We start from the raw sequence: 14,191 nt of genomic DNA, 5'->3' as shown, positions 1-14,191 counted from the left end.
GGTGCAAGAAGACCTCCAAGCAGTGCAAGTGACGTTGAAAGATGCCTTTGAATCAGCGACAGGAGATGCGGTATTTACGTGGCTACAAACGACTCGAACAGAAGCGATACAAGCGAGTAGGGAAGCGTTAGAAGCTTCGTGGTAAGCCAGTACAAGAGATAGAAACGAATTAAATAGGAAGTGTTCACGGTAAAATGGCTGGCAGAATGGAGAGGGTTTTATGTTTTTTCTTGCCAGATAGAAGACACTGCCACTAAAAAATGAGCATAAAAGAAAAACACTTTCGTTGGATTCATGTAAAATGAACTGCCCCAAAAAGTTAGACCAAAAATCTAACTTTTTGGGGTATCTATATTAGAGATATACTTTTTTCCTACAATAATGCTATCATTATAAGGTGATAAAAGATATTGGATGAGAAAAGACACTTACATGCATTCTTATTTTGGTGAAATCGTAATTAGCAAGGGAGGCGTTTAGGTTGGCTATTAGTTTAAGAGAGCGATTAGAAGAAGAAATAAAGGTATACAGTGAAGAAAATAATTTAACCGTTCGGACAATGGATTTTTTATATGCTGGCCCTAACATGCGAGCAAGGCACACACTTGTCTTAGCTTTTACAGAGGCAGGAATGTTTACTTTTGTATTTAAGTTAAGTGATGCCGAAATGCACTTTTTAGATGCAAAAACAATTCAACAAATAAGTTTAGCTAAAAAAAAGTTAGTATATCAATTACATATTCGAGCAATTACTGAAAATGGCGAGCTTGAAGAAGGTAAATACCTTGTAAGCAAGCGTGTTTTTGGGAGGAAATGGCATAAAGAAACTTTGCAAAAATTAATTAATAAAAATATCCAATTGTTATCCGCGGAATAAAAGAAAGGTGGGATGATGATGCAGAAAAAGCGTACAAGAGCAGAAGAACTAGCAATTACTAGAAGAAAAATTTTGGATACCGCGCGTGATTTATTTATGGAAAAAGGCTATCGGGCTGTATCTACAAGGGAAATAGCTAGCGTTGTAAAAATTACTCAGCCAGCTTTATACCATCATTTTGAAGATAAAGAAACACTTTATATAGAAGTAGTCCGTGAATTAACCAAGCAAATCCAACTAGAAATGCATCCACTTTTAGCATCCGCAAAAACTAGCGAAGAGCAGCTGAAAGATATGTTAATCATGCTAATTGAAAAGCATCCTACCAATATTTTATTAATGGTTCACGATATATTAAATGAAATGAAACCAGAAAATCAATATTTAATGTACAGATTATGGCAAGAAACCTATTTAGAACCATTTCAAGCTTTTTTTCAAGGGCAAGAAGCTGCAGGGAAATTGCGAGAAGGTATAACTGCCGAAGTGGCCGCTAGATATTGTTTAGCGACAATTAGTCCGCTTTTTTCTGGTAAAAGTCAATTTGCTGAAAAACAAAGTACAACACAACGGATTGAAGAATTAATGGATTTAATGATGTTTGGCATTTCTAAAAAAGAGGTATAAATGAGAGTGCTTCTTTTTTTGGCATTTCACTTATCGAATGATAAATGAAAATCGGACAAGCGTGAAGGGGGATTAATAATGAAAGATGGATTCTTAAGTAAAGTAGCTAGCGGGGTAGGTGGGAAAAAAGGACGTTTTATAACTCTTGGAATTTGGATTGCCGCAATCATTGTGTTACAAATTTTCTTTCCAAAAGCAGCTGATTACAAAGATGATACAGCTAAAGATTTACCAAGTTCAGAACCTTCTGTTGTAGCGCAAAAATTAATTGATAAGCAATTTGCTGGGACAGATGGGGTGCCTGCGCTTATTACATGGTATCGTTCAACAGGTTTGACCACAGCAGATTTAATAAATATTCAAAAATACAGTAAAGAATTAACTGAGAGCCCTGTGGATTATCAACAAATGGCTGTTCCTTATGATAAATTGCCACCAATAGCTCTTAAACAGCAAGTATCTGATGATGGGACAACCTTTATTCAAACTATTATTATGGAAAATAGTGCTACATCTGATGAACTATCAAAAAGTTTTCAGCAACTTGAATCAAAAGCAAAAACAACTATTGGAGAAGATCCATTTACTCAGAAAGTGACAGCGAGCGATACGTTGATAGCGCGAACTACAGGGCCTGCCGGGATTAGTGTAGATGCGAGCGGCTTATTTAAAGATGCAGATGTTTCTCTTTTAATCGGAACTGTTTTGCTCGTGCTTGTTTTTTTACTAGTTATTTATCGTTCACCGATTTTAGCGCTTATTCCACTAATTGCAGTGGGTTTTGCCTACTTAGTTATTACGCCAATTCTCGGATTACTCGCAAAAGAAGGGATTATCACATATGGATCTCAAGGGCTGTCGATTATGACCGTATTGCTATTTGGTGCAGGAACAGATTATTGTCTCTTCCTTATATCCAGATTTCGTAGCCATTTGCATACAGAGAAAAATCGATTTCAGGCATTTAAAGAAGCTTTTAGTGGCACAGCAGGAGCAATTGCGCTTAGTGGTTTGACTGTAATGGCGGCACTGTTGTTGCTGCTAGCTGCTGAGTATGGTTCATTTCATAACTTTGCAGTACCATTTAGTTTAGCGATTTTTATCATGATGATTTCATCGTTAACGCTTGTACCAGCATTGTTAGGTATTTTTGGTCGCGTTTCATTCTGGCCATTTGTCCCTAGAACAGTGGAAATGGAAGAAGAACGTGCAACGAAGAAAGGTAAAGCACCTAAACATCACAAAGAAAATCGATTTTGGCATAAAATTGGCGAAATGTCTGCAAAACATCCAGTGAAAATTTTAGTTATTACTTTGATTATTTTAATTGGTTGCGGCATCTTTACCACCCAAGTAAAATACACCTATGATACACTCTCCACTTTTCCAGAAGATATGCCATCTCGAGAAGGATTTACATTAATTAGTGATCATTATGGTGCAGGTATGTTAGCTCCAATGGAAGTTGTTGTAAACTCGAAGGAATCAATGAAAGCCTCACTCGAAAATGTGGGTGGGATTCAATCTGTTTCCAGACCTGAATGGAACAATGGTTACCAAAAATATACACTGATTTTGGAGGATAATCCGTACAGTAATGAAGCAATGGATGTTGTACCGAAAGTTCGCGATGCAGCAGATAAAGGAAATGATGTATATATCGCTGGGCAAACAGCTACACAATATGATGATCGTGCAGTTACAGAGCATGATGAAAAAGTCATTATTCCTTTAGTGATAGCTTTAATTGCAATTTTACTACTCTGCTATTTACGTTCCATTACAGCCATGCTTTATTTGGTTGCGACTGTCTTGCTTTCATTTGTCGGGGCGCTGGGACTTGGTTGGGTCATTATTCATTATGTAATGGGAGTAGAAGCGATTTCTGGTTTAATACCACTATATGCTTTTGTTTTTATAGTTGCACTTGGAGAAGATTACAATATCTTTATGATTTCTAGTATTTGGAAAAATAGTGAAAAATTACCACTTCGAAAAGCAATTACAGAAGGTGTTGGGCAAACAGGAGGCGTTATTACTTCAGCTGGTTTAATTCTCGCAGGAACATTTGGTGTACTTACTACACTTCCAATTCAGCTATTAGTCCAATTTGGATTAATAACAGCAATTGGTGTGTTATTAGATACTTTTATTGTCCGTCCGTTCTTAGTTCCATCGATTACCGTACTTCTTGGAAAATGGGCATTTTGGCCGGGTAAAAAGCATAAAATCATCAAATAAATTCATTCTAAAAAAACTGCTTGTCTATTCCTTAGAAAAGTATATAATAGATGTATCAAAAAGGAGGCACGACAGAAAATGAGAGTAATTGATACACACTGTGATGCGCTTTATAAATTGCAAGCTGGAAAAGGTAAATACACTTTTCAAGATGCTGAGGAACTAGATGTTAATTTTGAGCGACTTGTAGAAGCTGAAATGTTATTACAAGGGTTTGCGATTTTTCTTGATGAGTGTGTTCCAGTAGAGCATAAATGGAAGAAAGCTGTAGAACAGGTTAATATTTTTAAACAACATGTGCTCCATAAGGGTGGAATAATTCATCAAGTGAAAAAATGGACTGACTTAGAAAATTTCCCAGAGAATAAAATTGGCGCTGTGCTAACGTTAGAAGGCATTGAACCGATTGGACACGACTTGGATAAATTAACACAATTACTCGATGCAGGTGTATTATCTGTCGGTTTGACTTGGAATAACGCAAATTTAGCAGCAGATGGAATTATGGAAGAACGCGGCGCTGGTTTAACACAGTTTGGCAAAGAAATTATACGCCGCTTAAATGAACGAAAAGTATTTACAGATGTTTCTCATTTAAGTGTAAAGGCGTTTTGGGATACTTTAGAAGAAGCAGAATTTATTATTGCCAGCCATTCAAGTGCAAAAGCTATTTGTTCTCATCCTAGAAATTTAGATGATGACCAAATTAAAGCAATGATTGAGCGAGATGCGATGATTCATGTGATTTTCCACCCGCTATTTACCACTAATTCTGGAGTAGCTAATATGGAAGATGTTATTCGTCATATTGATCATATTTGTGAACTTGGAGGAGTGAAAAACATCGGTTTCGGTTCGGATTTCGATGGCATTCCAGACCACGTTAAAGGGCTTGAAAATGCTGGGAAATACCAAGACTTTCTCCAAGTACTAGCAAAACATTATACAAAAGAAGAAGTAAGCGGATTTGCTTCTCAAAACTTTTTAAATCATTTACCGAAATAACCAAAAAACCAAGTACCAATCCAGTACTTGGTTTTTTGCGCATAAACAAACAGAATCTACTGTAATTTGAAAATCCCCATGTTATAATAAATAAGAATGGAATATTACTTAGCTTGATATAAACATAATCAGACTAAATTTTAATGGAGGTTTTATTTTGCGTTTAGAATCTAATTTCGTTCAAAAGCAGCAACAAAAACAATCGCTGAAATTAAATATGACGCAACAATTGTCACAGTCTATTGCTATGCTTCAATTTACAACAGCTGATCTAATGGCATTTTTAGAAGATAAAGCACTTGAGAACCCATTAATTGAAGTGATTCCAGGCTCAGATATTGGAACAGATTTTTCATACAGTGGTCGTAAAAGCTCTGGAAGTTCAGATGATACAGACTGGCTAGACCAAATTGCAGATAATAAGCTGACATTAGCTGATGCGCTAAAAGAACAGTTGCAATTAATGAAAGTGACCCAAACACATAAAATTATTGTTTTATATTTAATAGAAAGTTTAAGCGATAGTGGTTACTTACAAATTGATTTAAAAGATGTAAGTTCTGCACTTTTGATGGATGATTCAACGGTTATAGAAGGACTTGAAATTCTACAAAGTATGGAACCGGCTGGTGTGGGAGCTAGAGATGCACGTGAATGTATTTTACTCCAAATCGAACGGTCCCCAGATGCTCCTTATATCGCTTATGACGTTATTCAAAAGTATTTCACAGAATTTGCTGAAAAGAAATGGAAGAAAATTGCTACTGAGATGGATGTTAGTTTACAAAATATCCAAGAAGTATCTGATTATATCCAAACATTAAATCCTAAGCCAGGTTCAGAATTTGAGTCGGAACGGGTGCAATATATTGTGCCAGACTTAATCCTTTTACAAAATGAAAAGGAGCTCGTCGTTACTTTGGCAAAACAATTTTTACCGCAAGTTCGCTTTCAGTCTGCTTACTATGAAACAATGCGCGCAACCGAAGAGAAAGATGTTGCTCAATTTTTACGGGACAAAGCGGGAGAATTTGATTGGATTAAAAAAGGAATTGAACAACGAGAAAGCACCTTACAACGAGTGGGAGAAGCCATTGTTCAACATCAAAAGGCATACTTCACAGACAATTCAGCGCATTTGCAACCACTAACATTAAAAGAAGTGGCGGAAGAACTTGGTGTTCATGAATCAACCGTAAGTCGAGCAGTAAATGGAAAATACATGGAAACAAATACAGGGGTATATGAACTAAAACGCTTCTTTGCATCAGGATTACAGAAAAAATCTGCTGAAAATGAAGATTTAGGAGATGTTTCCAGTACAACCATCAAAAAACTAGTACAAGAATTTGTTTTAGCAGAAGATAAACTAAAACCACTTTCCGATCAAAAAATAGTAGATATGCTTGCGAAAAAAGATATTCAAGTTTCGAGAAGAGCAATTGCAAAATATCGTTTAGAATTAAATATTCCTTCTTCATCGAAAAGAAAGAGATTTTAAAAGACGTTTTACTCCTATCAAAAGCTGTGGGACACAAAACGTCTTTTTTAAAAATAAAAAATTCGCTAGAGCATGTTTCATTTTCAATTAAGGTGGAAAACTACTTATATAGCCTATCTAAAACTTTGCAAGATAAAAATGGATTGTAAATTATAGGTGAATATTTCATAAATGTCCCACTTAATACTTGAAGAATTATGCTAACACTGTTAGAATAGGGAACGTAGGGTAGTAAAAGAACGATAAAAAAGTTTCACCGGTGTAAGCAAAAAGAGAAGGGGTAAAAACACATTGAGAGACACTCTGTTGACGAGCTGAATTGGCTAGTTTAATAGTCTTGAAAGGTACGTTAAACCTCCATCTCTACTTTTTTTAGTTCAAACGGGACATCTTATGACTAAGCGGGTCGTATCGCGTCCATAGATGAGGAGCAATTAAAAATGTCAGATTTAATTAACATTCAGAAAAAGTTATTGCCCGACGTTTTAATGATTATGCAAAAACGCTACCAAATCTTACGCTCGATTTATTTTTCTGAACCAGTTGGGAGACGTACACTCGCTGGAATGCTCGGTATGAGTGAACGAGTTCTAAGAGGCGAAGTTGAATTTTTGAAAGCACAAGGTTTAATAGAAATTGCTTCATCCGGAATGACCGTTACAAAAGAAGGATTGATTGTTTTTCGTGATTTAGAGAGCGTCATGAATCAACTTTCAGGGTTACATTCAATGGAAGAACAATTAGCAAAAAAATTGCAAATCAAAAAATGCTTGGTAGTGCAAGGTGATAGTGATGTTACACCATGGGTCCGTGAAGAAATGGGACGTGTGGCAGTAGAACAACTAGACATGGCACTCACTGAAAAAAGAAACATCGTCGCAGTTATGGGCGGCTCTACAATGGCAACAGTTGCTGAAATGATGACAACTGATTTTGCAAAAGGCAGAGATTTACTTTTCGTTCCTGGACGTGGAGGTATTGGTGAAGACCTTGACAATCAAGCGAATACAATTTGTGACAAAATGGCAACAAAGACAAACACGAAACACCGCGTTCTCTATGTTCCGGAGCAGCTTGGCGAAGAAGCCTATCGTTCCTTACTGAAAGAACCGGCAATTCAAGAAGGCTTACGATTAGTACAATCCGCAAATGCCATTATTTTAGGCATAGGTGATGCGCTCGCAATGGCGAAACGCAGATATACCAGCGAAGAAGTGCTTGAAAAAATCATCCATCGTAAAGCTGTTGGTGAAGCATTTGGTTATTATTTTGATGAACAAGGCGAGGTTGTACATAAGGTTCCTACTTTCGGTCTTCAATTTGAAGATTTAGCACAAATCCCGCATATTATCGCTGTTGCAGGTGGTACATCAAAAGCCAAAGCAATCAAATCGTATATGAAAAGTGCTCCCAAAAATACGATTTTAATTACGGATGAAGGAGCAGCAAAGTCGCTTTTAAAAGGGAGTAATACCCTTTTGAAATAAAAAAAACACTATTTTCAAGGAGGAAATTGACTTATGACAGTTAAAGTTGGTATTAATGGTTTTGGACGTATCGGACGTCTAGCATTCCGTCGTATTCAAAATGTGGAAGGAATTGAAGTTGTTGCAATCAATGACTTAACAGATGCTAAAATGTTAGCTCACCTGTTAAAATATGATACAACTCAAGGCCGTTTTGACGGTGAAGTAGAAGTACACGATGGTTTCTTCAAAGTAAACGGTAAAGAAGTTAAAGTATTAGCTAACCGTAACCCAGAAGAACTTCCATGGGGAGACCTAGGAGTAGACATCGTTCTTGAATGTACTGGTTTCTTCACAGCGCAAGACAAAGCTGAATTACACATTAAAGCTGGCGCTAAAAAAGTTGTTATCTCCGCTCCAGCAACTGGCGATATGAAAACAATCGTTTATAATGTAAACCATGAAACATTAGACGGAACTGAAACAGTTATCTCTGGTGCAAGCTGTACTACTAACTGTTTAGCTCCAATGGCTAAAGTTTTAGAAGATAAATTTGGTGTTGTTGAAGGTCTAATGACTACAATTCACGCTTACACTGGTGACCAAAATACATTAGATGCTCCACATCCAAAAGGTGACTTCCGTCGTGCACGTGCTGCTGCAGAAAATATCATCCCTAATACTACTGGTGCTGCTAAAGCTATCGGTGAAGTATTACCAACACTTAAAGGTAAATTAGATGGAGCTGCTCAACGTGTTCCAGTTCCAACTGGTTCCCTTACTGAGTTAGTAACAGTTCTTGACAAAAAAGTTACTGTTGATGAAGTAAATGCAGCTATGGAAGCAGCTTCTGATCCAGAAACATTTGGTTACACTAATGATGCAATTGTTTCTTCTGACATCAAAGGTATGACTTTCGGTTCATTATTTGACGAAACTCAAACAAAAGTTCTTACAGTTGGCGATCAACAATTAGTTAAAACTGTAGCTTGGTACGATAACGAAATGAGCTACACTGCTCAATTAGTACGTACTTTAGAATATTTTGCAAAAATCGCTAAATAATTAGCAGATTAATTTTACTGACGTGCTTGTCACATCAGCAATAACAAGAATAAGCGGAGACACTATTGTTTCCGCTTATTTTCTGAAATAACGGGGGCAACCCTAATCCTTTAAAATCAATGGAGGAACTCTAAAATGGCTAAAAAAGTTGTAACTGATTTAAATTTAAAAGACAAAAAAGTTTTAGTTCGTGTTGACTTTAACGTGCCAATGAAAGACGGTAAAATCACTAACGACAACCGTATTGTAGCTGCACTTCCAACAATCGAATACATCTTAGAACAAAACGGTAAAGCAATTCTTTTTTCTCACCTTGGAAAAGTAAAAACAGAAGAAGATAAAGAAGGAAAATCACTTCGTCCAGTAGCCGCTCGTTTAAGCGAATTACTTGGTAAAGAAGTGAAATTCGTTCCTACTACTCGCGGTCCTGAACTTGAAAAAGCAATTGATGAGTTAAAAGACGGCGAAGTACTTCTTTTTGAAAATACACGTTTTGAAGATATCGACGGTAAAAAAGAAAGCAAAAACGATCCAGAACTTGGGAAATACTGGGCTAACCTTGGCGACGTTTTCGTAAATGACGCTTTCGGTACTGCTCACCGTGCGCACGCGTCTAACGTTGGAATCGCTTCTAACTTAGAATCAGCGGCCGGATTTTTGATGGAAAAAGAAATTAAATTCATCGGCGGTGTAGTTGATAATCCAGCACGCCCACTAGTAGCAATCCTAGGTGGCGCAAAGGTCTCTGATAAAATCGGTGTTATTGAAAACTTACTTACAAAAGCAGACAAAGTACTTGTTGGTGGCGGAATGACTTTCACTTTCATGGCAGCTCAAGGTCAAGAAATTGGTAAATCTCTTTTAGAAGCAGATAAAGTTGAGCTTGCTAAAGGCTTACTTGAAAAAGCTGGCGATAAATTAGTATTACCAGTAGATGCAGTTGTATCTAAAGAATTCAGTAACGATGCTCCATTCCATACTGTGAGTGCAGATAGTATTCCAGCAGATGAAATGGGACTAGACATTGGTCAAGCCACAATCGACCTATTTACAAAAGAACTTCAAGGCGCTAAAACAGTTGTATGGAATGGTCCAATGGGCGTATTCGAACTTAGCAACTTTGCTAAAGGTACAATTGGCGTTTGTGAAGCTATTGCAAACTTAACTGATGCGACAACTATTATCGGTGGTGGGGATTCCGCAGCAGCAGCTATGGACTTAGGCTTCGCTGACAAATTCACACATATTTCCACTGGTGGTGGTGCTTCTCTAGAATATCTTGAAGGTAAAGAACTTCCTGGAGTTGCTTCTATTAGTGACAAATAAGCTGAACCAAAAATAATTTTTAATATCGAGAGGATGTTTATCCATATGCGTAAACCAATTATTGCTGGTAACTGGAAAATGAACAAAACTGCTGCAAAAGCAGGACAATTTGCAGAAGATGTAAAAAATAACGTACCGTCAAACGATGCTGTAGAATCAGTAGTTGCTGCGCCGGCTTTATTTTTACAAGAATTAGTTCGTCTTACTGAAGGAACTAATCTTCGTGTCGCTGCACAAAACTGTTATTTTGAAGACGAAGGTGCTTTCACTGGCGAAATTAGCCCATTTGCAATTGCTGACTTAGGCGTTTCTTATGTAATTATCGGGCACTCTGAACGTCGTGAGTATTTCCACGAAACAGACGAAGATATTAACAAAAAAGCACATGCAATCTTTAAACATGGCATGACACCAATCATTTGCTGTGGTGAAACATTAGACCAACGTGAAGCTGGTCAAACAGATACTTGGGTACGTGGTCAAATCCGTGCAGCACTAGCTGGATTAACAGAAGAACAAGTAATCAAATCTGTTATTGCTTACGAACCAATTTGGGCAATCGGTACTGGAAAATCTTCCACAAGCGCTGATGCAAACGAAACTTGTGCAGTTATTCGTGCAGAAGTTGCGGACGCTGTATCCCAAAAAGCAGCAGATGCAGTTCGTATTCAATACGGTGGTAGCGTAAAACCTGAAAACATTGCTGATTATCTTGCAGAGTCCGACATTGACGGCGCTCTTGTAGGTGGAGCAAGCTTAGAACCAGCATCGTTCTTAGCATTATTGGAGGCAGTAAAATAAAATGAGTAAATCACCTGTAGCAATTATTATCCTCGATGGTTTTGGTAAACGTGCAGAAACAGTAGGTAATGCTGTAGCTCAAGCAAACAAACCAAATTTCGACCGTTACTTAGCTAATTTTCCTCATGGGGAACTTAAGGCTGCTGGTCTTGACGTAGGTCTTCCAGAAGGCCAAATGGGTAACTCTGAAGTTGGGCATACAAACATCGGAGCTGGACGCATTGTCTACCAAAGCTTAACTCGTATTGATAAAGCAATTGAAGAAGGCGAATTTCAAAAGAATAAAGCCTTAAACAATGCTTTCACTCATACAAAAGAAAACAATTCGGACCTACATCTTTTCGGCTTGCTATCAGATGGTGGTGTGCATAGTCACATTAATCATCTAGTTGCGCTACTTGAAACAGCCAAAGATAAAGGCGTGAAAAACGTATATATCCATGCATTCCTTGATGGACGTGACGTGGCTCCACAATCTTCACTAGAATATTTAGAAACACTGCAAAAAGCAATTAGTGATTTAAACTATGGTGCGATTGCAACTGTTTCTGGACGTTTCTACGCGATGGATCGTGATAAACGCTGGGAACGTGTTGAAAAAGCATATAAAGCAATTGTAAGTGCTGAAGGTGAAAAATTTGAAGATCCAATCGAACTTGTCAAAGCTTCTTATGCTAATAACAAAAATGATGAATTCGTTGTTCCAGCTGTCATTACTAAAGATGGCGAACCTGTTGCAACAGTGAAAGACAATGATGCCGTTATTTTCTTCAATTTCCGCCCTGACCGTGCAATTCAACTTTCTAATGCTTTCACTGATAAAGAATGGGATCATTTCGACCGTGGGACAAATCATCCTAAAAACATTAAATTCGTTACAATGACTCTATACAACCCAAGCATTGATGCGGAAGTTGCATTTGAGCCAATTGAAATGAAAAATGTAATTGGTGAAGTACTTTCTAACGAAGGACTTTCACAACTTCGCATTGCCGAAACGGAAAAATATCCGCATGTAACGTTCTTTATGAATGGTGGACGAAATGAAGAGTTCCCTGGTGAAAACCGGATTCTAATTAATTCGCCAAAAGTAGAAACATACGATTTGCAACCTGAAATGAGTGCATATGAAGTTACAGATGCACTTGTAGAGGACATTAAAAACGACAAACACGATGCGATTATCTTAAACTTTGCAAACCCAGACATGGTTGGACACTCAGGTATGCTTGAGCCAACTATTAAGGCAATCGAAGCAGTAGATGAAAATCTTGGTCGTGTAGTAGATCTTATTTTAGAAAAAGGTGGTTCAGCAATTATCTTCGCTGACCATGGTAACTCTGAAACAATGTCTACTCCAGAAGGCAAACCACATACAGCGCACACTACCGTTCCAGTTCCAGTAATTGTGACGAAAAAAGGTGTAACGCTTCGTGAAGGTGGTCGTCTGGCTGACGTAGCACCAACTATGCTTGACTTACTTGGCGTTAAAAAACCTGCCGAAATGACAGGGGAAAGTTTAATTCAAAAATAATTTTAGTTATTGCTTTAGTTTTTTTGCAAACAGAGCTACAATAAAAACGAATTTAAAAACGGATGGATCTTTGAATGTTTCGCTTTTTCATTCAAATGAATCCAACAAAGGAGAGAATTATAAATGTCTATTATTACTGAAGTTTATGCTCGCGAAGTCTTAGATTCCCGCGGTAACCCAACTGTTGAGGTTGAAGTTTATACAGAAGCTGGTGCGTTTGGTCGCGCTTTAGTTCCAAGTGGTGCTTCAACTGGTGAATACGAAGCTGTAGAATTACGCGATGGCGACAAAGCTCGTTACCTTGGAAAAGGTGTTTTAAAAGCTGTTGAAAACGTAAACGACATTATTGCTGACAAAATTATCGGTTTTGACGTAACTGATCAAATCGGAATTGACAAAGCAATGATCGAACTTGATGGTACACCTAATAAAGGTAAATTAGGTGCTAACGCTATTCTTGGTGTTTCTTTAGCTGCTGCTCGTGCTGCTGCTGACGAACTAGGCGTACATTTATATGAATATCTTGGTGGAGTGAATGGTAAAGTTCTTCCAGTACCAATGATGAACATCCTTAACGGCGGAGAACATGCTGATAACAATGTCGACGTTCAAGAATTTATGGTAATGCCTGTTGGAGCTCCTAACTTTAAAGAAGCTTTACGTATGGGTGCTGAAATCTTACATGCACTTAAAGCTGTTCTTAAAAATAAAGGTTTAAATACTGGTGTTGGTGATGAAGGTGGATTCGCTCCAAACCTTAAATCCAATGAAGAAGCCCTTGAAACAATTATGCAAGCAATTAAAGATGCTGGTTACAAACCTGGCGAAGAAGTTAAACTTGCGATGGATGCTGCATCAAGTGAGTTCTATAACCGCGAAACTGGTAAATATGAACTTAAAGGTGAAGGCGTAACTCGTACTTCTGAAGAAATGGTAACTTGGTATGAAGAAATGATTACTAAATACCCAATCATCTCTATTGAAGATGGCCTAGACGAAAATGACTGGGACGGATTCAAACTACTTACAGAACGTATTGGTGACCGCGTTCAATTAGTAGGTGACGATCTATTTGTAACTAACACAACTAAACTTAAAGAAGGTATCGAAAAAGGTATCGCTAACTCCATCCTAATCAAAGTTAACCAAATTGGTACTTTGACTGAAACATTGGATGCAATTGAAATGGCTAAACGCGCTGGCTACACTGCAGTTGTTTCCCACCGTTCTGGTGAAACAGAAGATTCCACAATCGCTGACATTGCAGTAGCTACAAACGCTGGTCAAATCAAAACTGGTGCACCTACTCGTACTGACCGTGTTGCAAAATATAACCAATTACTCCGCATCGAAGACAATTTGGCTGATCTTGCTGAATATCATGGTAACGACACTTTCTACAACTTAAAAAAATAAGTTGATTGAATAAAACGCTAAACACCGCGAAAAGTAAAATTTTCGCGGTGTTTTTTCTGTTTTAAAAATAACTAATGGGGTAATGTTTTGAAGAGGAGGTAATGCTGATGAAAGTAAAAAATACTCAGACCTCAAAAGTGCTCGAAACCCCAAAAATCAAAGACGCTGTGGTGCATGAAAAAAGCCACCCCTTAGCGGAAAAGCATTCTGTGCCAAAGAAAATCGTTAACGCAGATATGCCACAACAACAATTTCACCGAAGACTTATGAAATAAATAGTACGCCTGATTCTAGCAATAGTTGAATCAGGCGTATTAAAATTGAAGCGTGAT

Annotated in this window: 12 protein-coding genes; all 12 read left to right on the top strand. The window is 37.7% G+C overall.

All coding sequences use genetic code 11. The features are described 5' to 3' along the window. Positions 1–481 precede the first annotated feature (481 nt). The 12 genes from HCJ50_RS10955 to HCJ50_RS10900 all read left to right on the top strand — a co-directional run bounded on the left by HCJ50_RS10955 (position 482) and on the right by HCJ50_RS10900 (position 14,134). Positions 482–877 carry a hypothetical protein gene (locus HCJ50_RS10955; RefSeq protein ID WP_185345613.1) on the top strand — a complete coding sequence of 132 codons (396 nt, stop codon included), beginning with the start codon at positions 482–484 and terminating at the stop codon, positions 875–877. Positions 878–895: 18 nt separating this feature from the next. Then, positions 896–1,504, top strand: a complete 609-nt coding sequence (locus tag HCJ50_RS10950) for a TetR/AcrR family transcriptional regulator (protein ID WP_185345611.1) — start codon at positions 896–898, stop codon at positions 1,502–1,504. A gap of 78 nt (positions 1,505–1,582) precedes the next feature. After that, positions 1,583–3,745, top strand: coding sequence for an MMPL family transporter (locus HCJ50_RS10945; RefSeq protein ID WP_185345608.1), 2,163 nt, complete (start codon positions 1,583–1,585; stop codon positions 3,743–3,745). Between the two features lie 78 nt (positions 3,746–3,823). Then, entirely contained in the window at positions 3,824–4,750 is a 927-nt protein-coding gene (locus HCJ50_RS10940; RefSeq protein WP_185345607.1) for a dipeptidase, read from the top strand. 157 nt (positions 4,751–4,907) lie between these two features. Continuing rightward, positions 4,908–6,251, top strand: coding sequence for an RNA polymerase factor sigma-54 (gene rpoN / locus HCJ50_RS10935; RefSeq protein WP_185345605.1), 1,344 nt, complete (start codon positions 4,908–4,910; stop codon positions 6,249–6,251). Between the two features lie 440 nt (positions 6,252–6,691). Beyond that, entirely contained in the window at positions 6,692–7,738 is a 1,047-nt protein-coding gene (locus HCJ50_RS10930) for a sugar-binding transcriptional regulator (protein WP_185345603.1), read from the top strand. Positions 7,739–7,771: 33 nt separating this feature from the next. Further along, on the top strand, positions 7,772–8,782 hold the full coding sequence (gene gap / locus HCJ50_RS10925; protein WP_185345601.1) for a type I glyceraldehyde-3-phosphate dehydrogenase: 1,011 nt from the start codon (positions 7,772–7,774) through the stop codon (positions 8,780–8,782). Positions 8,783–8,917: 135 nt separating this feature from the next. Then, positions 8,918–10,108 carry a phosphoglycerate kinase gene (locus HCJ50_RS10920; RefSeq protein ID WP_185345599.1) on the top strand — a complete coding sequence of 397 codons (1,191 nt, stop codon included), beginning with the start codon at positions 8,918–8,920 and terminating at the stop codon, positions 10,106–10,108. 45 nt (positions 10,109–10,153) lie between these two features. Next, positions 10,154–10,909 carry a triose-phosphate isomerase gene (gene tpiA, locus HCJ50_RS10915; protein ID WP_185345597.1) on the top strand — a complete coding sequence of 252 codons (756 nt, stop codon included), beginning with the start codon at positions 10,154–10,156 and terminating at the stop codon, positions 10,907–10,909. 1 nt (position 10,910) lies between these two features. Beyond that, a complete protein-coding gene (gpmI, locus tag HCJ50_RS10910) occupies positions 10,911–12,443 on the top strand; it encodes a 2,3-bisphosphoglycerate-independent phosphoglycerate mutase (RefSeq protein ID WP_185345595.1) in 1,533 nt (510 codons plus the stop codon). 123 nt (positions 12,444–12,566) lie between these two features. After that, entirely contained in the window at positions 12,567–13,859 is a 1,293-nt protein-coding gene (eno, locus tag HCJ50_RS10905; protein ID WP_185345593.1) for a phosphopyruvate hydratase, read from the top strand. Positions 13,860–13,960: 101 nt separating this feature from the next. Further along, positions 13,961–14,134: a hypothetical protein gene (locus HCJ50_RS10900; protein WP_185345591.1), complete on the top strand. Its 174-nt coding sequence runs from the start codon at positions 13,961–13,963 to the stop codon at positions 14,132–14,134. Positions 14,135–14,191 lie beyond the last annotated feature (57 nt).

Source organism: Listeria immobilis (assembly GCF_014322765.1).
In the GTDB taxonomy this organism is placed as follows: domain Bacteria; phylum Bacillota; class Bacilli; order Lactobacillales; family Listeriaceae; genus Listeria; species Listeria immobilis.
Note: the sequence above shows the minus strand (reverse complement) of the source record. Positions and strands in the feature narration are given on the sequence as shown.